At 69.0% G+C, this 24,597-nt stretch carries 24 protein-coding genes; 13 read left to right on the top strand and 11 right to left on the bottom strand.

Features of this window, described 5'->3' with window-relative positions; genetic code table 11:
* The first annotated feature begins 3 nt into the window (after positions 1-3).
* The 6 genes from ON43_RS26080 (at position 4) to ON43_RS26055 (ending at position 6,746) form a co-directional block, all read left to right on the top strand.
* Positions 4-1,302, top strand: a complete 1,299-nt coding sequence (locus tag ON43_RS26080) for a sigma-54-dependent transcriptional regulator family protein (protein ID WP_040811589.1) — start codon at positions 4-6, stop codon at positions 1,300-1,302.
* 90 nt (positions 1,303-1,392) lie between these two features.
* On the top strand, positions 1,393-2,916 hold the full coding sequence (gene adh, locus ON43_RS26075) for an aldehyde dehydrogenase (RefSeq protein WP_040811587.1): 1,524 nt from the start codon (positions 1,393-1,395) through the stop codon (positions 2,914-2,916).
* On the top strand, positions 2,916-3,482 hold the full coding sequence (locus ON43_RS26070; RefSeq protein WP_040811585.1) for a DUF779 domain-containing protein: 567 nt from the start codon (positions 2,916-2,918) through the stop codon (positions 3,480-3,482). The genes adh and ON43_RS26070 overlap by 1 nt, the downstream gene beginning before the upstream one ends.
* A gap of 203 nt (positions 3,483-3,685) precedes the next feature.
* Positions 3,686-5,296 (top strand): tannase/feruloyl esterase family alpha/beta hydrolase, encoded by a 1,611-nt coding sequence (locus ON43_RS26065; RefSeq protein ID WP_040811583.1) that lies wholly within the window; start codon positions 3,686-3,688, stop codon positions 5,294-5,296.
* An 84-nt stretch (positions 5,297-5,380) separates the two neighbouring features.
* Positions 5,381-6,088, top strand: coding sequence for a molybdopterin-dependent oxidoreductase (locus tag ON43_RS26060; RefSeq protein WP_051179231.1), 708 nt, complete (start codon positions 5,381-5,383; stop codon positions 6,086-6,088).
* Entirely contained in the window at positions 6,075-6,746 is a 672-nt protein-coding gene (locus ON43_RS26055) for a cytochrome b/b6 domain-containing protein (RefSeq protein WP_083913726.1), read from the top strand. The genes ON43_RS26060 and ON43_RS26055 overlap by 14 nt, the downstream gene beginning before the upstream one ends.
* 10 nt (positions 6,747-6,756) lie before the next feature.
* Here ON43_RS26055 and ON43_RS26050 read toward each other — a convergent pair whose 3' ends face one another.
* Positions 6,757-7,188, bottom strand: coding sequence for a type II toxin-antitoxin system Rv0910 family toxin (locus ON43_RS26050; RefSeq protein WP_040811581.1), 432 nt, complete (start codon positions 7,186-7,188; stop codon positions 6,757-6,759).
* Positions 7,189-7,526: 338 nt separating this feature from the next.
* Here ON43_RS26050 and ON43_RS26045 point away from each other — a divergent pair, with 338 nt between their 5' ends.
* Both ON43_RS26045 and ON43_RS26040 read left to right on the top strand, forming a co-directional pair.
* Positions 7,527-8,030, top strand: a complete 504-nt coding sequence (locus ON43_RS26045; protein WP_040811579.1) for a cupin domain-containing protein — start codon at positions 7,527-7,529, stop codon at positions 8,028-8,030.
* A gap of 56 nt (positions 8,031-8,086) precedes the next feature.
* A complete protein-coding gene (locus ON43_RS26040) occupies positions 8,087-8,863 on the top strand; it encodes an SDR family NAD(P)-dependent oxidoreductase (protein ID WP_040811577.1) in 777 nt (258 codons plus the stop codon).
* Here ON43_RS26040 and ON43_RS26035 read toward each other — a convergent pair.
* Positions 8,860-9,900, bottom strand: coding sequence for a helix-turn-helix domain-containing protein (locus tag ON43_RS26035; RefSeq protein WP_051179229.1), 1,041 nt, complete (start codon positions 9,898-9,900; stop codon positions 8,860-8,862). The two genes, ON43_RS26040 and ON43_RS26035, sit on opposite strands and share 4 nt — an antisense overlap.
* A 112-nt stretch (positions 9,901-10,012) precedes the next feature.
* On the opposite strand from ON43_RS26035, the gene ON43_RS26030 reads away from it, so the two are divergent.
* Complete coding sequence (locus ON43_RS26030) at positions 10,013-12,475, top strand: ATP-binding protein (RefSeq protein ID WP_040811575.1); 2,463 nt, start codon at positions 10,013-10,015, stop codon at positions 12,473-12,475.
* On the opposite strand, the gene ON43_RS26025 is transcribed toward ON43_RS26030, so the two are convergent.
* The 4 genes from ON43_RS26025 to ON43_RS26010 form a co-directional block, all read right to left on the bottom strand.
* Positions 12,436-12,756: a helix-turn-helix transcriptional regulator gene (locus ON43_RS26025; protein ID WP_040811574.1), complete on the bottom strand. Its 321-nt coding sequence runs from the start codon at positions 12,754-12,756 to the stop codon at positions 12,436-12,438. The two genes, ON43_RS26030 and ON43_RS26025, sit on opposite strands and share 40 nt — an antisense overlap.
* An 18-nt stretch (positions 12,757-12,774) precedes the next feature.
* On the bottom strand, positions 12,775-13,506 hold the full coding sequence (locus tag ON43_RS26020) for an AraC family transcriptional regulator ligand-binding domain-containing protein (protein WP_083913724.1): 732 nt from the start codon (positions 13,504-13,506) through the stop codon (positions 12,775-12,777).
* An 81-nt stretch (positions 13,507-13,587) separates the two neighbouring features.
* Positions 13,588-14,082, bottom strand: a complete 495-nt coding sequence (locus ON43_RS26015; protein ID WP_040811570.1) for a carboxymuconolactone decarboxylase family protein — start codon at positions 14,080-14,082, stop codon at positions 13,588-13,590.
* Positions 14,083-14,114: 32 nt separating this feature from the next.
* On the bottom strand, positions 14,115-14,369 hold the full coding sequence (locus ON43_RS26010) for a hypothetical protein (RefSeq protein WP_040811568.1): 255 nt from the start codon (positions 14,367-14,369) through the stop codon (positions 14,115-14,117).
* Between the two features lie 216 nt (positions 14,370-14,585).
* Here ON43_RS26010 and ON43_RS26005 point away from each other — a divergent pair, with 216 nt between their 5' ends.
* Positions 14,586-15,746: an alpha/beta hydrolase gene (locus ON43_RS26005; RefSeq protein ID WP_040811566.1), complete on the top strand. Its 1,161-nt coding sequence runs from the start codon at positions 14,586-14,588 to the stop codon at positions 15,744-15,746.
* 6 nt (positions 15,747-15,752) lie between these two features.
* Here the strand turns inward: ON43_RS26005 and ON43_RS42805 are convergent, their stop codons facing one another.
* Positions 15,753-16,199 (bottom strand): MarR family winged helix-turn-helix transcriptional regulator, encoded by a 447-nt coding sequence (locus ON43_RS42805; protein WP_051179228.1) that lies wholly within the window; start codon positions 16,197-16,199, stop codon positions 15,753-15,755.
* 74 nt (positions 16,200-16,273) lie between these two features.
* On the opposite strand from ON43_RS42805, the gene ON43_RS25995 reads away from it, so the two are divergent.
* The 3 genes from ON43_RS25995 (at position 16,274) to hrpB (ending at position 20,330) form a co-directional block, all read left to right on the top strand.
* Positions 16,274-16,648 carry a cupin domain-containing protein gene (locus ON43_RS25995; protein WP_040811684.1) on the top strand — a complete coding sequence of 125 codons (375 nt, stop codon included), beginning with the start codon at positions 16,274-16,276 and terminating at the stop codon, positions 16,646-16,648.
* A 92-nt stretch (positions 16,649-16,740) separates the two neighbouring features.
* Complete coding sequence (locus ON43_RS25990) at positions 16,741-17,571, top strand: endonuclease/exonuclease/phosphatase family protein (protein WP_040811564.1); 831 nt, start codon at positions 16,741-16,743, stop codon at positions 17,569-17,571.
* A gap of 317 nt (positions 17,572-17,888) precedes the next feature.
* Complete coding sequence (gene hrpB / locus ON43_RS25985; RefSeq protein ID WP_040811683.1) at positions 17,889-20,330, top strand: ATP-dependent helicase HrpB; 2,442 nt, start codon at positions 17,889-17,891, stop codon at positions 20,328-20,330.
* A 55-nt stretch (positions 20,331-20,385) separates the two neighbouring features.
* Here hrpB and ON43_RS25980 read toward each other — a convergent pair whose 3' ends face one another.
* The 4 genes from ON43_RS25980 to ON43_RS25965 form a co-directional block, all read right to left on the bottom strand.
* Positions 20,386-20,688 (bottom strand): FeoC-like transcriptional regulator, encoded by a 303-nt coding sequence (locus ON43_RS25980; RefSeq protein WP_040811561.1) that lies wholly within the window; start codon positions 20,686-20,688, stop codon positions 20,386-20,388.
* Complete coding sequence (gene feoB, locus ON43_RS25975) at positions 20,685-22,787, bottom strand: ferrous iron transport protein B (protein ID WP_063712625.1); 2,103 nt, start codon at positions 22,785-22,787, stop codon at positions 20,685-20,687. Before feoB ends, ON43_RS25980 begins: the two co-directional genes overlap by 4 nt.
* Positions 22,780-23,016: a FeoA domain-containing protein gene (locus tag ON43_RS25970; protein ID WP_051179226.1), complete on the bottom strand. Its 237-nt coding sequence runs from the start codon at positions 23,014-23,016 to the stop codon at positions 22,780-22,782. The genes feoB and ON43_RS25970 overlap by 8 nt, the downstream gene beginning before the upstream one ends.
* A 154-nt stretch (positions 23,017-23,170) precedes the next feature.
* On the bottom strand, positions 23,171-24,556 hold the full coding sequence (locus ON43_RS25965) for a DUF2252 domain-containing protein (RefSeq protein ID WP_051179225.1): 1,386 nt from the start codon (positions 24,554-24,556) through the stop codon (positions 23,171-23,173).
* Positions 24,557-24,597 lie beyond the last annotated feature (41 nt).

Genomic DNA, 24,597 nt, shown 5'->3' with positions numbered 1-24,597 from the left:
CCAATGAGCACAGCACCGCAACGCAATCCTTGGGTGGCACTGCGGCCGGGTGAGGACACCGCGCATGTGGGGCGGCGGGTGTCGGAGGCGCATCGCGCGTTCTTCGAGAGCGCCGGGCGGGCGGCGGTGAGCGGTGCGGGCGCGGTGCGGGCGGTGGTGCTGGACTCGTGGCGGCGCAGCCGACGGGAGGGCGTCGATCCGGATGGGGTGGGCGCTGCGGTGGAGTTCGCCGAATCCGAGTTGCGCGGGTACCGTGCCGCGCAGCCGATCGCGCGGATTCTGCCGGTGGTGCGCAAGCTGCTGGTCGAGGATGCCGAGGACGCCGGTCTGCTGGTGGCGATCAGCGATGCTCAGGGGCGGCTGCTGTGGGTCGAAGGCGATTCGAGCCTGCGTGATCGGGCGCACGGCATGGGGTTCGTGGAAGGGGCCGATTGGAGCGAGGAGCGGGTCGGCACCAATGCGCCCGGCACCGCGCTGGCCCTCGACCATCACATACAGATCTTCGGGGCCGAGCATTTCAGCCGCGCGGTGCACGACTGGAGTTGTTCGGCCGCACCGGTGCACGATCCGATCAGCGGACAGGTCATCGGGGCCATCGACATCACCGGTGGACCGAGAGTGGCGGCTCCGGAAGCGCTTTCGCTGATCCGCGCCACCGTGACGGCGGCCGAATCGGAGCTGCGACTGGGACTGCTCGACGCGCCGCGCATGCTGGGGGAGCGGGCCCGGCTGCTGGTGCTCGGCGCGGGGCGGCCCACGCTCATCCGTGGGGAGGAGCGAATTCGCCTGTCCCAGCGGCATGCCGAGATTCTGCTGTTGCTGGCCGGGCATCCGGAGGGCTTGAGCGCCGACCACCTCGCGCTGCTGCTCGACGAGACGGATCTGGATCCGGTGACCGTGCGGGCCGAGCTGTCGCGACTGCGGAAGATATTGGGCGGCAACGCACTCGGATCACAGCCCTACCGGCTGCTGTTCGAGCTCGACACCGACGCCGACGAGGTGCGGCAGGCGTTGGCCCGCAATGATCCGGCCGCCGCGCTGCGCGCCTACTCGGGCCCGGTGCTGCCGCGGTCTCTGGCTCCCGGCATCGGGGAGATCCGCGACGAATTGCGCGGCCGGTTGCGGGCCGCGCTCTTGCGTTCGGGGAATTGGCGGCTGCTCGCGCAGTGGACGGGCTCCGTCGACGGTCGCGAGGACCATGCGGCCTGGGCGGCGTACCTGGGTGCGCTGGATCCGCGCTCTTCACTGTTCGCGCAGGTGAACTCGCAGGTGCGGCTGTTGAATCGGAAGTTGGGCGTCTGACCGGTTTGTTGCAACTCCATCGCAACAGGTCCGCTTCTAGTGTCCTGGATCACATTCGACGTTGTCGTCAGCTGATCGAGGAGCTTCGCAATGACCGTCTACGCCCGCCCGGGAACACCCGATGCCGCCATGACCTTCCGGTCGCGGTACGACCACTGGATCGGCGGGCAGTGGGTCGCGCCCGTCCAGGGTCAGTATTTCGAGAATCCGACGCCGGTCACCGGCGCGAACTTCTGCGAAATCGCCCGGGGCACGGCCGAAGACATCGAACTCGCCCTCGACGCCGCGCACGCCGCCGCGCCCGCGTGGGGCAAGACCTCGGTGGCCGAGCGCTCGGTGATCCTCAACAAGATCGCCGACCGGATCGAGCAGAACCTCGAGGCCATCGCGCTCGCCGAGACCTGGGACAACGGCAAGCCCATCCGCGAAACCCTCAACGCCGACATCCCCCTGGCCATCGATCACTTCCGGTATTTCGCGGGAGCCATTCGGGCGCAGGAGGGTTCGCTCTCGGAGATCGATTCCGACACCGTCGCCTACCACTTCCACGAACCCCTCGGCGTGGTCGGGCAGATCATCCCGTGGAACTTCCCCATCCTCATGGCGACCTGGAAGCTGGCCCCGGCCCTGGCGGCGGGAAACGCGGTGGTGCTCAAGCCCGCCGAGCAGACACCCGCCTCGATCATGTTCCTGATCGAGCTCATCGGTGATCTGTTGCCGCCCGGAGTTCTCAACGTGGTCAACGGGTTCGGCGTCGAGGCGGGCAAGCCGCTCGCGTCCAGCCCGCGCATCCGCAAGATCGCCTTCACCGGTGAGACCACCACCGGCCGCCTGATCATGCAGTACGCCTCCCAGAATCTCATCCCGGTCACCTTGGAACTGGGCGGCAAGAGCCCCAATATCTTCTTCTCCGACGTGCTTTCGGGCGATGACGACTTCCAGGACAAGGCCCTCGAGGGCTTCACCATGTTCGCGCTCAACCAGGGCGAGGTCTGTACCTGCCCGTCGCGCGCGCTCATCCAGTCGGGCATCTACGACGAATTCCTGGCCCGCGCCGTGGCCCGCACCGAGCTGGTGCGTCAGGGCGATCCGCTCGACACCGACACCATGATCGGCGCGCAGGCCAGCAACGATCAGCTCGAGAAGATCCTGTCCTACATCGAGATCGGCAAGGGCGAGGGCGCGAAACTGCTCACCGGCGGCGAGCGCGCCGACCTCGGCGGTGACCTGTCCGGCGGCTACTACGTGCAGCCCACCATCTTCACCGGTGACAATGCCATGCGCATCTTCCAGGAGGAGATCTTCGGCCCCGTCGTCTCGGTCACCTCGTTCGAAACCTATGAGCAGGCAATCGATATCGCCAACGACACCCTCTACGGTCTGGGCGCGGGCGTCTGGTCCCGCGACGGCTCCACCGCCTACCGGGCCGGGCGCGACATCCAGGCGGGCCGCGTCTGGACCAACACCTACCACCAGTACCCCGCGCACGCGGCCTTCGGCGGCTACAAGCAGTCGGGCATCGGCCGCGAGACCCACCACATGATGCTCGAGCACTACCAGCAGACCAAGAACCTGCTGGTCAGTTACGCGGCCAAGGCCCAGGGCTTCTTCTGATGCCGACCCCCGCACCCCGCCGGGTGCGTGCCACCGCGGCGGCGATGGACCTGCTCCGTCGCCTCCGCGACCGGCACGGCCCGCTCATGCTGCACCAATCCGGCGGCTGCTGCGACGGCTCGGCTCCGATGTGTTACCCCGAGGGCGAATTCCTCGTCGGCGACCGCGACGTCCTGCTCGGAGTGCTCGACCTGACCCTGCGTGCCGACGAGATCAAGTCCTCGCCCCCGGACCCGGAACACGTTGTGCCGGTGTGGATCTCGGGTTCCCAGTTCGCCGCCTGGCAGCACACCCAGCTGGTGCTCGACGCCGTGCCGGGCCGGGGTGCGGGATTCAGCCTGGAGGCCCCGGAAGGATTTCGATTCCTCAGTCGGGCACGAGTTTTCGACCTCGACGAGCGGACAGCCCTGGCGGCAGCCGAAACCATAACCGGGGCGCTCTGGGAATCCGGCCGCCGCCCGTCCGTCGTGGCGGCCGAGCCCCAGGTTGTCGTCGAGGCATCGGACGCCTGCCCGGTCGCTTCTACCGCCTCACTCGGTGAAAATCAGACATCCGATACGAAATAGGGTCATGCCCTGTCGCGCAGAGCTACTCGTAGAAGCTGGCGGGCGTGATCAAGACGGCGCATCTGCGGTGTCCGCTGTAGAGATGATCCGCTGGTAGACAATGTTCGGGGTCCGCATTACGTCGTAGGGAGCGTCATGTGACTCATGTGGCGGTGGGGGTGCGCTCGCCACAGTGAGGAGGTAGATCCGACCTAGGAGAAACCTTGAAACGACGACTTCTGACGCTGGCGACCGTCGGCCTCACGGTGGCAGGAGCCGCCGCCGTCTACGCACTGGTGGATGGTTCGCGGGATTCCACTGCGGCGAGCCCGAACGCGTTCAACTGCAACAACTTTCAGATTCCGGCTCCGGAGGGGGCCGCCGTGGAGTCGCTGACGGCGACCGCGGTGCCCGCGGCAACGTTCCAGGTGCCCGGGACCCCACCGCTGGGCGGGTACCCGGTGCCAGAGGTACCCGCGCACTGCGAGGTGACGGTCACCCTGACCCACACCGGCGCGAATGACCATGCCAAGGTGCAGGTCTGGCTGCCGGAGTCGGGGTGGAACGGGCGATTCCAGGCTGTCGGTGGTGCCGCTTATGCCGCCGGGAACGTCGGCGGGGTGGCCACCGCCGTCAAGCAGGGCTATGCGGCCGCGACCACGGATGCCGGTGTGGATACCAGCGGTTTGGACACCAGTTGGGCGCTGAATTCGAGCGGTCAGATCAATTCCGCTCTGCTCGAGAACTTCGCTTCGCGGTCCGTGCATGAGTTGGCCGTCGTCGGAAAGCAGGTCGTCTCAGAGGTTTACGGTAAGGACGCGTCCTACGCGTACTGGAACGGCTGCTCGACCGGTGGACGGCAGGGCTACATGGAGGCCCAGAAATACCCGGCCGACTTCAACGGCATCAATGCCGACGCCCCGGCCATCAACTGGAATCAGTTCGAGGTCGCCTCGCTGTGGCCGCAGGTGGTGATGAACGAGGCGCACACCTACCCGAGCGCGTGTGAGTTCAACGCGTTCAACCAGGCCGCGGTCAAGGAATGCGACCCGCTCGACGGTGTCGCCGATGGCCTGATCAGTGATCCGGGCAAGTGCGGGTTCGACCCGCGCCGGCTGATCGGCACCAAGGTGCAGTGCGACGGCCAGGACGTCACGATCACGGAGGCCGATGCCGAAGTGGTGCGCAAGATCTGGGACGGTCCGCGCGACGCGAGCGGCAAGCAGCTGTGGTTCGGTCTGCCGACCGGCGCCGACTTCAGCGCGCTGACGGCCAGCACCACCGCGAACGGAGTCACCACGGGTGTGCCGTTCATCGTTCCCGCCCAGTGGGTTTCGACCTTCGTCGCGAAGCAGCCGAAGTTCGACACCGCGCACCTCACCTACGCGCAATTCGACCAGATCTTCCAGCAGGCCCGCGCCGAATACGACTCGATCATCGGCACCGCGAATCCGGACCTGTCGGCCTTCCGCGCCGCGGGCGGCAAGCTGATCACCTGGCAGGGCGACGCCGACCAGCTGATCCCGCCCGCCGGCACCGTCGATTACCGCCACCGCGTGGAAGCGCAGATGGGCGGCACCGACAAGGTCGACGAGTTCTACCGCGTCTTCCTGGCTCCGGGCGTCGCGCACTGCGCCCTCACCGGCAGCAGTGACATGACCGCGCTGACCGAATGGGTCGAGCACGGCAAGGCGCCGGAAGTCCTACAGGCCGGTCTGACCACTGCCACCGGCCAGACGGTCACGCGCGATATCTGCCGCCTGCCTTTGGTTTCCCGCTACAGCGGTGACGGCGACCCGGCGTCCCCCGCCAGCTTCCGCTGCGTCGCACCCTGACATCGGCTATCCCGGGCCTGCCCTCCTAGCGAGGGCGGGCCCGGAACCATTCGGTTGCACAGACATTCGAGAAAGGCATGGACAATGCCGGAAAACGAACGCGAGAACACGCCGAACGGCGCCCCGGTTGCTCGAAGAACACTGCTGGGCATGCTCGGTCTGGGAGCGGCCGGTCTGGTCACCGCGCCGTACCTACAATCAGGCTGGGAAGGCCTGCTGGCCAAGGCTTCTCAGAATGATCCGACCGGCCTCACCGGCCTGCTCCCGAACCCCGGCGGGTTCCGGTACTACAGCGTGGTCCGATCGGTCCCGCGCAAGGGCGAGACCGACTACGAGCTGACCATCGACGGCCTGGTGGACCGCCCGCGCACCTACACACTCGCCGACCTGCGCGCGCTACCCCAGTCCCGGATCATCCACGACGTGCGATGCACCGACGGCTGGCGCGTCGAGAAAGTCCCGTTCGAAGGCGTCCGCCTGTCCGACCTCCTGGACGCCGCCGGAGTCCACGCGACCGGAAAAGCCCTGAGCTTCACCTGTTTCGACGGCGCCTACACCGAAAGCCTCACCCTCGACCAGGCCCGCCGCCCCGACGTCCTGATCGCCCTCCGCATGCAGGACGCCCCGATCACCCACGAACACGGCGGCCCGGTCCGCCTCTACATAGCGCCCATGTACTTCTACAAATCCGCAAAATGGTTGTCCGGCATATCGATTACCGACCGCGTCATCCCCGGCTACTGGGAAGAACGCGGCTACGACGTGGACGGCTGGCTCGATGACGCCCACTGAACCGCAGCCGGGCGGTCACCGCATCCGCAGATTCACCCCCGCCGAGCGAATGATCCACCGCACCACCGGATTCCTGATGCTCCTCTGCACAACAACCGCAGCCTTCCTCTACTTCGCCCCGCTATCCCTCCTCATAGGCCACCGAAACATCCTGGTATTCCTCCACGAATGGTCCGGCATCCTCCTCCCCACCCCAACCCTCCTGGGCCTACTCTCCCCCTCCTTCCGAGCCGACCTCCGCCGCCTGAACCGCTTCGCCTCCTACGACCGCCACTGGCTACGCGCAGTCGCCCGCCGCCAAACCACCCCCACCGACCGCCCCGCCGGCAAATTCAACGCAGGCCAAAAGCTATACGCCGGCTGGATATCCGGCGCCATCCTCGTAATGCTCAGCACCGGCCTCCTCATGTGGTTCATCCACCTGCTCCCCGAAATCTCCCGCACCAGCGCAATTTTCGTCCACGACGTCCTAGCCTGGGCCATCGCCGCCGTCCTGATCGCCCACATCCTGAAGGCCCACCAAGACCCAGAAGCCCGCCACGGCATGCGAACCGGCTACGTCTCCCACCCCTGGGCCACCCGCGAGCATCCCCACTGGCTGCCCCAAACCAGAAGACCGAAGACCGCCGACACGGTCGATGAAGTGTTCGGCGAGTAGTGCGGGTGCGTCAGCCGTAGAGCTGGACGAATCGGTCCATTGAGCGTTCGACGTCGCCGCGGAGGGCGCGGGCTACGGCGGAGGCGATGGGGCCGAAGAGCGGGGCGCCGCCGAGGTTGAAGTTGGCGGTGACCTTCGAGCCGGTGGGGGTGGGGGAGACGCGGAGGTCGAGGGCGAATTTGGTGCCGCCGATGCCGGCGCCGTCGAGGATCAGGCGGTTGGGGGGTTCGGCGGTTTTGACGGTCCAGGTGACGCGGTTGCGGAAGCCCTTGACGGTGGCGACGCCGATCAGGCGGGTGCCGGGGGTGAGGGCGTCGGGGACGCGGCCGCGCCAGCCTTCGTGGAGGGTCAGCCACTTGTCCAGCTCCGGGAGGTCGGAGGCATGCGCCCACGCCTGGTCGGGCGGGATCGGGACGTCTACGGAAACCTGGAGCTTGGCCACGACAGCGATGGTATCTGTTACATGACGTAGCCCTATTTCGGCATCGGTTTCGGCGTGCCCTCCGAGTAGATCAACATGGCGATGGGCCCGACCACGAAAAGCTCCGCGATAGTGGGTCGTTGGGTCTGCGGGTGAAAACGATTGCTGGTCATGGAAATACGATCGCCAATCCGGGGTGTGCGGCGAATCTGTCAGATGACGCTGGGCATGACGTAGTCGGAACCGGAGTACGTCGGCCACAGCGTCATCTGACCGATGCCGCGGCTACCCGCGCGGATTCAGACTTCGGTCATGACAAAACTGACTGCCCTGCTGGGCTTCCTCGCCGGAGAACTCTCGTGACCACATTTCCCCGCCCGCCCGCCGTCTCGCCGGACCGCAGATTCGTACTCGGCACGCATCTGCGCATGACCGTCCTCACCACGGCGGAGGAGACCGACGGCCGTCACGATCTCGCCGATGTCACCCTGCCGCCGGGCTCGGATACCCCGTTGCACAAGCACACTCGGTACGAGGAGCGACTCTGGGTGGTCGACGGCGAGCTTTCGGTGTGGGCCGGGCAGGACAGCTACACCCTGCGCCCGGGCGATTTCTACACCATCACCATGAACACCCCGCATGCGATCGAGGCGGGACCCGAAGGAGCCCGCGTCCTCACCATGAGTTCGCCCGCGCATTTCGTCGACCTCATCCGCCGCGCCGGCACGCCCGAGGCCGAAGCGACGCCCGAAACCGAGTGGGACCTCGACCTTTTCAACGCGCTGACCACCGAACTCGGCGACGTCATCCTCGGCCCGCCGGGAATGAAGCCCGCCGATCTGCGCGACAGCGACCAAACCTAGGCGACCGGTCACACGCATCGGCTCAGCATCCGACAAACCCAACGAAGAAGGAACTCATGTCACGCCGACTACACGGTAAGAAAGCGCTGATCACCGGCTCTACCAGCAATATCGGTCGAGCGATCGCGTTCGCGTTCGCCGCGGAGGGAGCGCATGTCATCGTCTCCGGCCGCGACCGGGAGCGCGGCGAGAAGGTCGTCGCGCGGATTCGCGAAACCGGCGGTTCAGCGGATTACGTCTACGCCGATCTGGACGGCACCGCGGCCGCCAGCCGCGCTCTCGCCGCCGAGGCGACCGACCGCCTGGGCGGCCGACTGGACATCCTGGTCAACAATGCGGGCATCTACCCGCCCGGAGCCACCCTCGCCATCGACGACGACCAGTTCGATCGCGTCTACGCGGTCAATGTGAAAGCGCCCTTCTTCCTCACCCAAGCCGCGGTTCCCGCCATGCTCGAAGCCGGCACCGGGATCATCATCAATCTCGGGTCCTGGGTGGCCCGCCTGGGTGTGCCCACCGGCGCCCTCTACGCCTCGACCAAGGGCGCGATGGAAACTCTCACGCGTGCATGGTCATCCGAATTCGGTGACCGCGGTATCCGTGTCAACGCCATCTCCCCGGGCGTAATCATCACTCCCGACTGGGATCCCGCCGTCGAGCACCCGGGCGAATCGATGATGCGGGGTACTCCCGCCGGCCGCTCCGGCCACCCCGACGCCATCGCCTCCGCCGCCGTCTACCTCGCCTCCGATGAAGCCGCCTTCATCCACGGCACCGTCCTGGACGTCGACGGTGGCCGGACCGGTGTAGCGGTTCTGGCCGGGCGTGGCTAACCGGCTTGTCTGATGGCGGCCGGGTTCATGAGTTGGCGGCGGAGTTCGAGGGGGGTTTGGCCGGTCCAGCGGCGGAGGGCTCGGCGGAGGGTGCGGGCGTCGGTGTAGCCGAGGCGGGTGGCCACGGATTGGACGGGGAGGGGGGTGGTGCGGATGAGGTGGAGGGCGTGGGTTTGGCGGACGGATTCGACTTCTTGGCGCCAGGTGGTGCCCAGGGAGTGGAGGCGGCGTTGGAGGGTGCGGGGGCTCATGGTCAGGCGGCGGGCGGTGGCGTCGAGGCCGGGGTCGCCTTCGCGGAGGGCGGTGGTGATGGCGGTGTGGAGGGTTGCGCGCCAGTCGGGGGCGGGGCGGGAGGTGGTGAGGAGGAGTTCGGCGTGGTGGCGGAGCATGGTGCCGAGGTAGGGGTCGGTGCCGGTGGAGAGGGAGCCCGCGTCGAGGAAGGTGAGTTCGGCGGCGGGGGCGTCGAAGGTGATTTGTGCGGTGCCGAAGGCTTCGGCGGCCGCGCTGTGGCGCTGAAAGTGATTGTGGCTGAAGGTGACTCGGGTCGGGACGAGGTGGTGGCCGGTGGCCTCGCGCATGCGGCGGAGCAGCAGTGAGAGGGTGAATTCTTCGATCGGTGCGAGCACGTGGGCGGGTTCGGTTCCGGCAGTCGCGCGGACTGTCAGCTGGCGGCCGCTTTCGAGCACGGTCCAGCGACTGCCGGGATAGGTGACCGTGCCACGCAGATCGATGGCCGTGCGCACGCTTTCGGCGAGGGTCGGAGCGCTGATGAACAGGTAGTCCCACACGTAGAGATCGCCGTGTCCGGCAGCGGCGGTCATCAGCAGGCCCGCGCCGGGGCCCGCCAGATCGCCGACGAGTTGCCATACCCGCCAAGCCCATTCGACCGGGATGCGCAGCAGATCGTCGTCCAGCACGTCCGGATCCACGCTCGGGGTGATCGCGTTCAGCTCCGGCGCGGGCACACCGAGCCGGAGCGCCGTGGCGCGGAGCAGTCCGGCCGTGCGGGTGGGGATCGTGCCGTGGATGGCGTGCATCCGGTCCTTTCGACGCGTGGATTACCGCATCAAGGCTCGTCGAATAGGTAGTCGGGGCGCATCGGTAGGCTGCAGCGACGTATCGGTAGGACCTGAAGAGTTGGGCATAGGTATGCCGACGGGCAGTGCAGTATTCGTGGGCCGCGCGCGCGAGTTGGAGCGCATCGCGGAGTTGCTGGCGGGACCGGCGCGCCTGGTGACGCTGGTCGGTGCGGGCGGCATCGGCAAGACCTGCCTGGCCTTGCGCGCGACCGGACGATTGCGCGAGGCAGACGGCCCGCCGGTGCACTGGGTGCGACTGGCCCGGCTGCCCAAGGACACGAATTCCGATGCGGTGCTCGACGAGATCGCCGCAGCGGTCCTCGACGGCGACTTCTCCGGACGCACCGCACGCCGAGCCCTGATCGACGAGCTGGCCCGCACCCCGCGCTGCGTACTTGTCCTCGACAACTGCGAGCATGTGCTGGACGGTGTCGGGGAGGTGATCGCGGACCTGCTCGCGGCGGTCCCGGGCCTGGCGGTGCTGGCTACCAGCCGCACCCCGATCGGATGGGTCGACGAGCACATCGTGACGATCCCGCCGCTGTCGAATCAGCAAGCCCTGGAACTGTTCCGGCGTCGCGCGGAACTCGCCGGACATCCGATCGCCGACAGCGACACCGAACTGGTGGCCGAGATCTGCTGGCACCTGCACAATTTCCCGCTCTACATCCGCCTCGCCGCCGCCCGCCTGCGCTACCAGTCCCCGCCGATGATCCTGCACGATCTGGGCGGCGACGCCGACCGCAGACTGCGCTGGTCGCCGGGATTCCGCGTCGGCGCCGACGACCGCCACCGCGACATCAACGCGGTCATCGGCTGGTCCTACGAACTGTGCGAACCGAAGGAACGCCTGCTGTTCGCGCGCCTGTCGGTCTTCGCCGTCGGATACGACGTCAATCCCGAAGACGCCGAACCGGATCGGCTCGCCGTGCCGGACATCGGCGCGGACCTGACCGCCATCGAGGAGATCTGCGCCGATCCCGGACCCGACGGGCTGGCCCGCGAGGAGATCGCGCAGCTCCTCGAACAGCTCGTGGACCATTCCATGGTGTCGATACGCGTCGGCATCGAGACGGCCCGCTATGCGCTACTGGAGAGCTTCCAGCTCTTCGCGCGAGAACGACTGCGGGAGAACGGCTCCGGCGAACCGGCCCGAATGGCCACCGCCCACCGCCGCTACTACCGAGACCTGGTCGTCGAGGTCGCCACCGGCTGGGTCAGCCCACGCGAACAGGAGCTACTGACCCGCGCCCGCACCGAATGGGACAACATCGTCGCCGCGATCGAGTCCGGCCTGTCCGATCCGGACGCGGTGGTCGTGAGCCTGGAGATCGCCCTCGGCCTGCTCGCCTCCCGGGCACCGTTCCTGCGCGGATCTCTGCGCGAGTCAAGGGGATTGGTAGAGCGTGCGCTTGCCGCGGCCAAGGCACTCGGACGCTGCCCGCTCGACCTCGAGGTATCGGCGAAGGCCTTGATCGGCTGGCTCGTGCTCTGCCAGGGGCAGTCAGCCGAGGCCGACAGGCTCCTGGAAGAGTGCGTCGCGGCCTCTACGGGCGACCACACCGACTGGCGGGCCGACCCCACCACCGATCTCGGCCTGCCCGCCCCCGTCGAGTACCTGTGGGGCGGCATCCTGTGGCTGGTCCACGCGCACCCGCGCGCGACAACAGTGCTCGCCCGCGCCCGAACCAAATTCACCACGACCGGTGACCGCGGCGGCGCGACCATGAGCGAACTGTTCGAGGCGCTCTCGGCCGCGTTCCACGCCCCCGCCGACGAGGCCTCGACGGTGACACGCGGATTCCTCGACGCCATGCTCGAAGCCGGTCCGCAGTCGGCGACCTCGTGGGCGCGATACGCCCGCGCCATAGCGATTTCCGCCCACGCCGACCCGGCTGAGGGCTTGGCGTTCTGCGATAAGGGCCTGGCCTGGCAGATCCCGATGCGAGACAACTGGGGAGTGGTGTGGGGCCTCAACATCCGGGCCTGGATCCTGTCCCGGCTGATCACCGAACGCCTGGCGTCCGATGACACGGCCGCGGCCTGGGCGCAAGGCATCGCCCGATCGCTCGGCACCGCCGCCGCCATTCGGCGGCGGCTCGGCATAGAGCTGGAGAACCTGCGCCCCTTCGCGGAACACACCGCCGAGGCCGTGGCGGTTGCGTCGAAGGTGCTGGGACCCAAGGCATTCAATGCCGCTGTGGAGGAAGTCGAGTTCGCCCCCGGCGCAGACCGGCTCCCGTCAGCGTGTCCGGAGGCCGTGGAATGCCTTGCCGAGCAAACGAACCCGCCAGCACTCGCACGCCAATCACAGCCATGGAACGAATTGACCTCCGCCGAACTGCAAGTGGCGACCCTGGCCGCCACCGGCCTGACCAACACCGCCATAGCGGCCCACCGCGGCACCTCCACCCGCACGGTGGACGCTCAGATCGCCGCGGTCCTTTCCAAGCTGATGATCAACTCCCGCAAGGACATCGCCACCAAGCTCCCTCAATTGGACAGTGCCCGCCGGAATTCCGCCGGCGACTGACCGGTCCAGCGCCGAAACGCCCGCGCCAGCACCCGCCGATCCCGATACCCCAGCTGCGCCGCGATCGTCTCGACGGCCACACCCCGATCGCTGAGCAGCGCGACGGCCGTATCCCGCCGCACCCCCTCGAGTTCCGCCCTCCAGGTCGTCCCGTACTCGGCCAGCCGCCGCTGCAGGGTGCGCGGGCTGAGCCGCAGCTTCCCCGCCACCTCGTCCAAGCGCAACCCGTCATTGCTGTAATCCGACAGCGTCGCGCGCAGCAGCGTGTGGAAGGAGTCCATCCAGCTCGGCTCGGGTCCCTACGCGGCGAGCACCTGCCGGGCGTGCGAGAGCAGAATCTGCTGCAACACAGGATCATTGGAACTTCCGGACGAATTCGAGGTGAGGAACGTGATGGCGTCGCGGCCCTGATCGAAATGCAGGTTCCCGGTGCCGAGCGCACGAACCAGATACCGCCGATCCGCGGGCGCGGAATGCGAGAAGTCCACGCGCACCGGCACACCCGCCTCCCCGAACCCCTCCCGCGCGCGGCGCGCGGTCACCGTGAGCGCGAATTCCTTGCTCAACGCGTCGATCGGCTCCCGATGCGGGATATCGAGATACCGTGCCGTGAGCAGGGATCCGTCCTCGACCACCTCGAGCGCCACACCGGGATCGCACATCGTGCTGTTGAACCGCGCGGCGTCACGCAGCCCTTCGGCGAGCGTGCGCGCATTGCTGATCAGGTAATCCCACACATACAGCCGCCCGCGCACGGCCCGCTCGGCGGCCAGCACCCCGGCCTCGGGCCCGGCCAGCCGCCGCAACAACTCCCACAGCCGGGACACGGTCACCGTCGGCACCCGCTCATCGTCGGCGGACGGCCGCGCCGGATCCCGGCCCAGCAGTTGCGCGACCTGCCCGTCCCCGGCTCCGGCCGCCAGCGCGGCCTCGGCCAGCACACTCGCCAGATGGGAGGAGACGGTGGCGGCCCGGGGCAGGGATCGCTGCTCCGCCACGTCGTTCGACGGGCCTGGAAGCGTATCGGCCATCTCGCTCACCTTCTCACGGGATCCTTCTCGGAATCCCGTCAACCCGAGCCCCCGGCCGCCTATTCCCGCAGGTCGAGCCGATTACGGCGCGGGCCAGTCGTTCTCGGTCCCGGCCACCTTGTTGACGTAGTTGGTGAGCGTCTGCAGCGCCACCAGGGCGACGATCTCCAGCACCTGCTCCTGCGTCCACCCCGCCGCCAGCGCCTCGGCCGGATCGGCCTTGCCGCGGCTCTCGGTCAGCTCCCGCGCGAATGCGACCGCCGCGGCCTCCTTCGCGTCCCCGGAGGTGCCGTGCTTCGCCGCCTCGATCTCCGCGTCGCTGAGCTTGGCGACCCGCTTGCCCGTGAAGGTATGCGCCGCAACGCAATACGCGCACTCATTGGCCGCGCCGACCGCCAGGGCGATGCGCTCGGAGGTGGGCGCGGGCAGCGTGCCCTGCTTCAGCGCGCCGGCCAGCCCGAGGTAACCCTCCAGCACCGCGGACGAATTGGCCATCACCTTGGTCATATTCGGCACCCGGCCCGTGCGCCGGCGCACCTCGTCCAGCAGCCGATGGGTCTCGACCGGAGCGATCATCTCTCTCACCTTTCTCGTGTGAATCGTGTCGGCTACGAGGGCCGCGCCGCCGCGCGAGCGGCCGGGCCCGCCGCCGCGCGTGCGGCATTGAGCGTCAGCGCCGCCGCGTTCCAGACGGCATAGGCGCTGACCGAATACGGAACCCAGGTCGGATGCCGCAACGCGATCAGCACGACCGTCGCGACCGCCAGCGCGACACCGCGAATGACGACGCCGTTATGGAGCAGACTGCGAACGACGCTCGGCGCAAGGCTCCTCACCGCGCGTTCCTCCTCGACGGATGACATGTCTCCGACCCTAGGTCGGCCCGCACCCGCCGAAAGGGGACCGCACGCGCCAGAACCGGACGCTCCCCGCCACCGATTCCGAATGGTGAGCAAACGCGCGCATGGCGCGGACCGCCCCTCCGCTGGCGTGAAAAGCCCCCTCTCCCAGGTGTTTCGCGCTCCTAGCTTGGAGGAGGCGAAGCCGCGATCAGACGAACCAAGAGGAGTCCACCACCCATGCAGCGTTTCGACAAAGGCCGCCGCGAGTACGCGGCACTGATCGGCGCGGACGCCGACCACGCGCAGGCCGACCTGCGCCGCCGCGCTCCGCACCTGTTCGATGCGATGATCGAGGGTGCATTCGGCGGCACCCTCTCGCACCCCGAATTGAGCCGGGCCAGGCGCGAACTGGCCACCGTATCGATGCTGATCGCGCTCGGCGGATCCGAGCGGCAGCTGGGAACGCACGTGCGCGCCGCGCTGCGCCACGGCGTCGACGCCGCGGAACTGCTCGCCCTGGCCGAACACGCCTCGGTGTACGCCGGATTCCCGCGCGCCCTCAACGCCGTCGCCGTGATCGACGAAGTGCTCGCCGCAGAGGGTTTGGACCGGCCCGCCGAGCTGCGCCGGATCGAACTGGCCGATCACCAGACGGTGGTGGCCCGGCGCGGGGACGAGGGCCCGACGGTGCTGCTGGCGCACGCGCTGGGCCTGGACTGGCGGATGTGGGACGAGGTCATGCGCCGGTTGTCCACCGGCCGAAGGGTTTTCGCCTACGACATTCGCGGGCACGGGTGGGCCGCGGGTGCGCCCAGCCCGCACACGATGGCCCAGGCCGGACGGGATCTGATCGGCGTCATGGATGCTCTCGGGCTGGAGAGCGCGCACGTGGTCGGCCTCTCCTACGGCGGCGGGATCGCGCAGGCCGCGGCGGTCGACGCGCCGGAGCGGGTCGCGTCGCTGACGCTGGCGGCCACCACCGATTTCCCCTTCGACGCCTTCGAGGGCCGCGCACGTTCCGGCGAGGTGGACGGCATGCCCGCCCAGGTCGCACCGTCGCTCACCCGCTGGTTCACCCCCGGGTTCCTGGCGGAGAACTCCTGGCCGGTGCGCTACGCCCGCGAACAGGTGCTGCGCGGCAACTCTGTCGACTGGGCCGCGGCCTGGCGCGCCTTCATCGGGCTCGAGGTGCGGGATCGGCTGTCGGACTTCGCATCTCCGGTGCTGATTCTGGCCGGTGAACTCGACGCCTCGACCACGCCCGCGATCATGAAGGGCATCGCCGAGCGCATTCCCGTGGCCGAGTACCGGGAGCTGCCGGGGACCCCGCACATGCAGAGTCTCGAGCAGCCCGCGCTGATGGCCGAGGCGCTCGACGCCTTCCTGCCGCGCGCTTGAGCGCGGTCACAGCGGGCGGAAGGCTCGATTTCGGCCGGATTCGCTTGCCTCGTCGGTGATTTCGGTGAGTACCGCGCGGGTGGTCGCCACCCGTGCGGGTCCGACGCGCTCGGCGAGGCGGCGTTCGTAGGCGGCGTGGAAGTCGCGGACGGTGGCGAGCATGTCCTCGCCGCGGGGCGCGAGGTGCAGGAGTTTGGCGCGTTTGTCGGCGGGGTCGGGGCGGCGTTCCACGTAGCCGTGGCGGACCATTTCGTCGACGACCTTGGCCGCGCCCTGTGCGGTGATGCCGAGTTGTTCGCCCAAACGGCTGGCGGTGCAGGGCGATTCGGCCAGGGCGCGCAGCACGTAACCGTAGGACGCGCCGAGGACCTCGTGGCCGCGCTCGGCGAGATGGGCGTGCAGCTGCTGCACGAAGGACTGATAGGCCTGGCCGAGTAGCACGCCGAAATCCATGGGTTGACGCTCCTTTCCTCCGGACATATATTCAACCACAGTTGAACACCTTGGTTGAACATCTGGGAGAGATCATGCCACTCATCAAATTCGCGGACGCGCCCACCTTCGAGGCCCCCCTCATGACCGCGATCGGACTGGCCGCACCCAGCCGCGGATCCAAGGAGAACAGCGTGTGGCGGTTCACCCTGGAGCCCGGCAATCCCGGCCACGCGCACGCTGTTTCCCGCGAAGAGATCTTCGTCGCGCTCGCCGGTGCGGCTCGAATCGAGATCGACGGCGAGACAAGTGATTTCGTGGCCGGTGATGCCCTGGTGATTCCGCCCGAAACGGTATTCAAGCTGTCGGTGCCCGGCGATGAGCCGTTCGAAGCCGTGGCCATCCTGCCCGTCGGCGCCTACGCCCAGGCCCCCGGTGGTGAGCGGGTCAGCCCGCCCTGGGCGCAGTAACGGGCGCTGACCACCGCGGGTGGCGGGCGGCGACGCACGGTCGGACCCTGGAAGGGAGGCCCTGAAACAGGCTTGTCCGGAAGGGGATTCGCATGACGACCTTGCGCGTAATGACCTTGAACGTCTGGAACAACCGAGGTGAGGCGGCCGCCCGGACCTCGGTGATCAATAGCGGATTGCGGCAGCTGGAACCGGATCTGGTGGCGTTCCAGGAGGTATTGCCCGGTCAGCTGGCCGAGTTGATCGACGGGACCGGCCTGACGGGCGCGGACCAGTTCGAGGCGATGTCGGTGCCGCCGTACGCGGATCGATACGGCGGCACCGCGATCGCCACCCGCCATCCGCACCGCCTCGTCGAAATCCTGGACATGCGCGGAGCCGGCGCGCTGGACCTGCCGTGGTTCACGCTGGCCGCGCGGGTGCCGGTGGGCGAACTCGGCGAGGTCCTGTTCATCGCGCCCACCACTTCGTTCCGCCCCGAGGCCGAGGCGCAGCGGGAGCGGCAGGTACTCGCGGTCACCGACCTGGAGGCCCGGCACCGGACCGCGCTGCCGACCGTCATCGCCGGTGACTTCAACGCGGCGCCCGATTCGGCGAGCATCCGCTACCTGACCGGCAAGCAGTCCTTGAACGGGCACAGCACCCACTTCCACGACGCATGGGAGATCGCCGGATCGGGACCCGGCTACACCTGGGATTCCACGAATCCCAACGCGACCGAGGACATCGATCTACTGATTCGCCAGCCCGGATACCGCCGGCGCATCGACTACGTCTTCGTCGGCGCGCCCCTCGCACACCCCGACGCCTTCGCCGGGGTCCTGAGCGCGGCCTTGGCATTCGACAAACCGGTCGAGGGCGTGTGGGCGAGTGATCACTTCGGTCTGGTCGTCGACCTGGATGTCGGCCTGATCGACCGGTGATCCCGCCCCGAACAGCAACGTCGCCGGGCGAAGGGGGGGAGTTGGCCCGGCGACGTCACTATCGTCGTGGCCATCGAATGGCCACTGATACGGGCCCACCTAGTTCTGGGGGGGAGTGAACAGGTGGCCCGGGCAAGATCATACGGACATACCCCGCCTCGTTGGCAAGTCTCATGTGAGCAACGAAATCGACTGAACCCCAATCGGTTGCGTTTCGTGGCGTGATTCGGCCCCCGGCGCGCCTGTGTCGCCGCCCGATTCGGCGGGCCCCGCCCGGCTTGGTGGCCGTCCGCGGCGACCGGCAGACTGGGGCGGACATGAAGCTGCCTGACCTACCCGACCTGCCCGTTCGCGCGGCCCTCGACGAGATCGCGGGAACGCTGACCGACCGCGGCACCGCCGTGCTGGTCGCGCCGCCGGGCACCGGCAAGACGACCCTGGTGCCTTTGGCGCTGGCCGCCGGTACCGCGGGACGCGTGGTGGTGGCCGAACCGCGCCGGTTGGCCGCGCGGGCGGCGGCCGGGCGAATGGCCGCGCTGCTGGGGGAGCGGGTGGGCGAGACCGTCGGGTACTCGGTGCGCGGCGACCGGAAGATCGGTCCCCGGACCCGGATCGAGGTGGTGACCTCCGGGCTGCTGGTGCGACGGCTGCAGGGCGATCCGGAACTGGGCGGCGTGGACGTGGTGGTGCTCGACGAATGCCATGAACGCCACCTCGACGCCGACCTGCTGCTGGCCCTGCTGCTGGACGCACGCGCCGGGCTGCGACCGGACCTGCGGGTGCTGGCCACCTCGGCGACCGTTGCGGCGGAACGGCTTTCGGCCCTGCTCGGCGGAGAGGGCGCGGCCGCACCGGTATTGGAGGTGCGTGGGCGGGCCTATCCGGTGGCGATGGACTACGTGCCGCCGCTGGCCCGCGAGCGCATCGAGCAGCAGGTGGCCCGGGTCACGCGAATGGCGTTGGCCGACACCGAGGGTGACGTGCTGGTATTCCTGCCGGGCGCGGGTGAGATCCGGCGCACGGCCGAACGGCTCTCGGGACTGCACGACGTGGACGTGCTGCCGCTGCACGGCAGGCTCTCCGCCGCCGCACAGGACACCGCGCTGCGGGCGGGTGCGCGGCGGCGGGTCGTCCTGTCCACCGCGGTCGCCGAATCCAGCCTGACCGTGCCCGGCGTGCGGGCCGTGGTGGACTCGGGATTGGCGCGGGTGCCCCGCATCGATCATCGTCGCGGCCTTTCCGGCCTTGCGACCGTGCGGGTTTCGGCGGCTGTCGCCGAACAGCGAGCCGGACGCGCGGGCCGCGAGGGGCCCGGTCACGCGTGGCGGTGCTGGCCGGAATACGAGCACGCCACCCTGCCCGCCTACCCGGAGCCCGAGATCCGCACGGCCGACCTGACCAGGCTGGCATTGGAATTGGCCTGCTGGGGGACTGTCGACGGCCAGGGCCTCGCCTGGTGGGACGCGCCCCCGGCGGGCGGACTGGCGGCCGGGCGGGCCGTGCTGCGGGCGCTGGACGCGGTGGACGACCATGGGGGAGTGACGGATCGAGGCCGTCGCATGGCCTCGATCGGTCTGCATCCCCGGCTGGCACGGGCCCTGCTCGATGGCGCGGCCGAGGTCGGAGCGCGGGCGGCGGCCGAGGTGGTCGCCCTGCTCGACGACGACTCGCTCGCGCCTGGAGTCGATCTGCTCGCGGTGCTTCGGACTCTGCGCGCCGAACGCCCCGCCCGCTGGCAGCGCGAGGCCGAACGCCTCGCGAAACTGGTACACGGCGAGGGCGTCGACGATCCGGCTCTCGTTGCGGCACTGGCCTATCCGGAACGACTGGCCCGCCGCCGCGCCCCGGGCTCGACCAGCTATCTGATGGCGGGCGGCACCGCGCTGACCCTGCCGCCGGGCAGCGGGCTCGGCGACTCGGAATGGCTGGCCATCGCGGTCGCGGGCCGCGATCCCGGCCAGTCGGAAGGCCGAATCAGATTGGCGGCCAAGGCCGATGAACGACTGGCCCGCCGGGCCGCGGCGAACCTGCTCGACACCGTCGACGAGGTCGACTGGGTGGACGGCACCGTGGTGGCCCGGCGAGCGGAACGCCTCGGCGCGATCACGCTGTCGGAGAAGCCTTTACCCGCACCCGACCCGGCCCTGCTGTCGGCCGCCCTGCTGCGCGGCCTGCGTGCCGAGGGTCTGAACCTGCTGCGCTGGAACGAGGACGCCCTCTCCCTGCGTCAACGCCTGGGCTTCCTGCACCGCACCCTCGGCGCGCCCTGGCCCGCCGTCGACGACGACACCCTGCTCGCCGAGGCCGAAACCTGGCTCGCCCCGGAGCTTTCCACCGCCCGCCGCCGCACCGACCTGGAACGCATCGACGCCGGACAGGCCCTGCGCCGCCTGCTCCCGTGGCCCGAGGCCGCCCACTTCGACGACCTCGCCCCCGAACGCCTCGAGGTCCCCTCCGGCAGCCGGGTCCGCCTCGACTACACCGCCGACCCGCCCGTCCTCGCGGTCAAGGTGCAGGAGATCTTCGGCTGGACCGAACCCCCGCGCCTGGCGGGCGGCCGCGTCTCGATCCTGCTGCACCTGCTCTCACCCGCCCAGCGCCCGGTCGCCGTCACCGCCGATCTGCCGTCCTTCTGGCGCAATGGCTGGCCCCAGGTCCGCGCCGACCTGCGCGGCCGCTACCCCAAACACGCCTGGCCCGAGGACCCCACCACGGTCACCGCCCACCGCGGCACCGCCCGCAACGCGAATCGCCCCTGATCCGTGCGGCTTTCCGCCCGCGAGGAATAGCCGGGCGCCAAGCTGGTGATCGCCGTCAATCCCTGAGCGGACGCGGGGTGATGGCGAGCAGCACCGGGCCCTTGACACCGGTTGTGGGACAGGAGGATTCGGCGCAGCCGCCGCAGCCGCCGGACGGGCAACCCGAACCGATCTGCGCCACCGACAACCGGCCCTTGCGGACCCAGTAGTCGACCATCGCCTTGGCCTCGTCCAGGGACACTCCCACGCGCCGGGCGATCTGGTCGAGGCTGAAATCCCCTCGGGATTCGGTGATCTCGGCCAGCACCCGGCGCAGCGGGCTCGGCGCGGTCGCGGGAGAAGACGCGGCGGCGCTCACCAGAAGATCCTGCCGATCTGGAAGACCGCCACCGCCAGCAACCACGCCACCGCCAGCTGCATGACCACGCTCATCAGCGTCGCGCGCAGCCCGATGGTGGCGCGCAGCGCCGCGAGCGTCGCCACGCACGGCGTGTACGCGAGCAGGAACATCATGAACGCGAGCACCGCGGGCACGGTGTGACCGCCCGAGGAGTCCCGGAAGGTCTCGCGCAGCGAGTCCGCGAGCGGAGCGCTCGCCGCGCCGTGCCCGGGATCATCCATGCTGTAGGACTGCGCGATGGTCGCGACCACCGCCTCCTTGGCGACGAACCCGGTGGCCAGCGCCGCACCCGCATGCCAGTCGTCGAATCCGGCGGGCGCGAAGACCGGCGCGACCGCCGAGGACACCGTGCCCAGCGCGCTGTCGCCGGGATCCACCTGCCCGAAGGTGCCGCCGCCCACCGGAATCGAGGCCAGCAGCCAGATGGCGGTGACGGTGACGACGATGATGCCGCTGGCGGTGCTGAGGAATCCGCGCAGCTTCTGCCAGGTGACCGCGCTCAGCACCCGCAGGCTGGGCCGGCGGTAGGGCGGCAGGTCGAGTACCAGCGGCTCGTCGGCCATGTCGCGGAAGATGATGTTGCGCAACAGGTATCCGACGCCGACCACCAGCACGATGGAGGTCAGGTACATGGCGAAGACCACCGTGCCCGCCTGGCTGCCGAAGAAGACGCCCGCCAGCATGACGTAAACCACCAGGCGCGCACTGCAACTGGTGAACGGGATCAGCAGCGCGGTGAGCATCCGGTGCCGGGGATTGGACAGCACCTTGGTGCCGGCGATGGCGGGCACATTGCAGCCGAACCCGACGATCAGCGGCAGTACCGCGCGCCCGGGCAGGCCGATGGTGCGCATGAGCCGGTCGGCCACGAAGGCCGCGCGGGCCATATAGCCCGAATCCTCCAGCACCGCAAGCAAAACGAACATGATCAGCATGAGGGGCACGAAGCTCAGCACCACGCCCACACCGCCGATGAAGCCGTCCCGCACCAGCCCGATCAGCGGCTGCGGTGCGTGCAGCGTGGTCAGCAAGCCTGCCGCCGCATCGGCGACCGGCCCGGTGATGACGCCCTGCAACGCGTCCTGCATCGGCTTGGCCACGGTCGTGGTCAGCTCGAACACCAGCCACATGACCGCCAGGAAGATCGGGACGCCGATCCAGCGATGGGTGACGATGCGATCCACCCGATCACTCAGCGTGGTACGGGTTTCCGAGCCGGTGACCACGGCCGCGCGCACATCGTGCGCCCAGGCGTAGCGGCGTTCGGCGATCAGGATCTCGCCGTCCTCCTCGGAACCCATCGGCTCGTCGGCGCATTCGGCGAGGATGGTGCGGGCGGCGACGGCCAGGTCGGCGGGAACTCCGGGCGGGGCGTCGCCGGCGAGCAGGGCCAGCGCCAGCCAGCGCGGCGGATAGTGCTCGGGCAGCAGCGGTTTCAGCCGCTCGATGGCCGCCTCCACGTCCTCGCCCAGATGCGGCGCGACCGGCGTGCGCCGATTCTTCAGCGCCGCGTCGACGGCCCGGGCCAGTGCGGGCATGCCGGTGCCGCCGCGCGCGACCAGCGGCACCACCGGCACACCGGCCACCGCGGCCAGCCGGGCGGCGTCGACGGGTGTGCCGCGGCCGTCCGCCACATCGGTCATGGTCATGGCGATCACCGTCGGCAGCCCGGTCTCGAGCACCTGCGACAGCAGATAGAGGCTGCGCGCCAGGTTCGCGGCGTCGACCACGGCGATCACCACGTCGGGGCGGTCCGGTCCGGAGTCGGTGAGCAGGGCGTCGCGGGTGACGGCCTCATCGGGCGCGGCGGGCAGCAGGCTGTGGGTGCCGGGCAGGTCCAGCAGGCGAATCGTGCGGTCGGGACCCAGTTTCCACGGTCCCTCGGTCACCTCGACGGTGGTGCCGGGCCAGTTGCCGACCCGCTGCCGGGCCCCGGTGGCGGCATTGAACAGCGTCGACTTGCCGACATTCGGATTGCCGACCAGGACCACGGTGGCCGCGCCGGTCAGGGTCGCGGTCGAGGTGGAAGCCGAACCACCGCAGCAGGATTCACTCATGCGCGGACTCCCGCGCCACATCGATGGCGCGGGCGGTGGCGGCGTCCACCGCGATTCGCGCGTCGCCGAGGCACAGGATGCGGCCGCCGCGCACGCCGATGGTGGCCACGCTGACCGGTGCGCCGGGAATCAATCCCAGCTCGAGCAATCGCCGTCGCTGTCGCCCCAGGAGTCGAATCCGTCCGATCCGGAATTTCTCTCCCGGTTTGCTGTCGATCAGCGAGCTCATGCGGACCTCTTTCAGCCGGTCATGGGGAAGTCCCGAACGATCCCCGCGAACTGGACCGCCGATTGCGTTAGGGAAACCTAATGACCAATTTTAAGAGGGCGCTGAGAAATAGCTATACCGCTCTAATCACGTCCGGATTGGGACTTTCGTCCCTTTACTGGTTCCCGTTTTCCGTCGTTCCCTCGGCCGCCACGAGTCGCCCGGAATCGATGGCGGCCAACAGGGCTTCGTGATCGACGGCCGTCTGATCGGCATACGCGAGCGCGAATTCGCCCATGGCCTTGTCGAAGACATCACTCCCGCCCAGGTACGCCGCGATGGCCACCCGATCGCCCGAGCGCGCGTGCCCGCGGGCCAGGGTGTGCCCGCACAGTGTCGCGTACTGCCGCAGCTGCGGGGCCGACATTTCGTCGATGGCCAAGGAGCCCTTCATGTCTCGCAGCTGACGCCAGTAGTAGAACAGCCCGTCCGGCCCGGTCGCCCAGCCCAGGAAGACGTCGCTGGCCGACTGGGTGAGCCGCTGCCCGTGCACCACCCGATGTCCCTGGTGATGGAATTGGCTGGCGCTCAGATGCGGCGTGAGCACCGAGTTCTCGGCCTGCTTCACCTGTAGGAACAGCGGATCGCCGGTATTGCGTCCGGTCAGCAGCGCGATGAAGCAGCGTGTTCCCACGCTGCCAACGCCGACGACTTTCATTGCGATGTCCCGCAATTCGTACCGATCCAGCAGCACCCGCCGGTCCTCCGGCAGCGTCGCGCGGTAATCCGCCAGCACCGAATCCAGTTGCGCGTGCAGCTCTTTCGGTATCGGCAGCACGAGCGGCGGATCCGCCTTGATTCGCGGCATCCCATCCGGCCCCGGCTCGGTGAGCTTGTCCAGTGCCTGCAGGCTCGTCCGCGACCGCGCCTTGTTGATCACCTTGTCGGTCAGCTTGCGATCCTTGGGTTTCAAGAGCTCGGAGACCTGCTCGGCATCGACCATCTCGTACCAGACATCGGTCTCGCCGAGTCCGGCCAGCCGCGCCATCGTCTCCCGATAGGCCTGCGCCGCCGCCATCGCGGCCCCGCCCGCCTCCGCGTCCGCGAAGCCGTTCGCTCGCCCCGCCACCGCCACACTCGCGACCAGCCGCTTCACGTCCCATTCGAACGGTCCCGGCAGCGTCTCGTCGAAGTCGTTGACATCGAACACGAGTGACCGTTCCGGCGAGGCGAACAGCCCGAAATTCGACAGGTGCGCATCCCCGCACAGCTGTACATGCAGCCCGGTGTGCTCACCCCTCGCCAGGTCTCCGGCCATGATCGCGGGCGCGCCTCGAAAGAATGGGAACTGCCCGGCGGCCATTCGCGCGTACCGAATCTTCACCAGCTCGGGAACCCGGGTCTCCGCCTGCCGCTCGAGCACCGAGATCGGATCCACCCGATCCGCCGCCGGTTTCCACACCCCCAGCGACGACCGCGACGCCTTCTTTCGCGCCGCCCGCCCGGCCTCGGCCGCTGCCTCGGCGCTACTCGCCACTGACCCCGCCTCCGAAGTCGACATGCAGCGACTCTAATCCCGATCCCCGCCGATCCCATCGACCG

Origin of the sequence: Nocardia concava NBRC 100430, from assembly GCF_000308815.1 — a bacterium.
In the GTDB taxonomy this organism is placed as follows: Bacteria; Actinomycetota; Actinomycetes; order Mycobacteriales; family Mycobacteriaceae; genus Nocardia; species Nocardia concava.
Note: the sequence above shows the minus strand (reverse complement) of the source record. Positions and strands in the feature narration are given on the sequence as shown.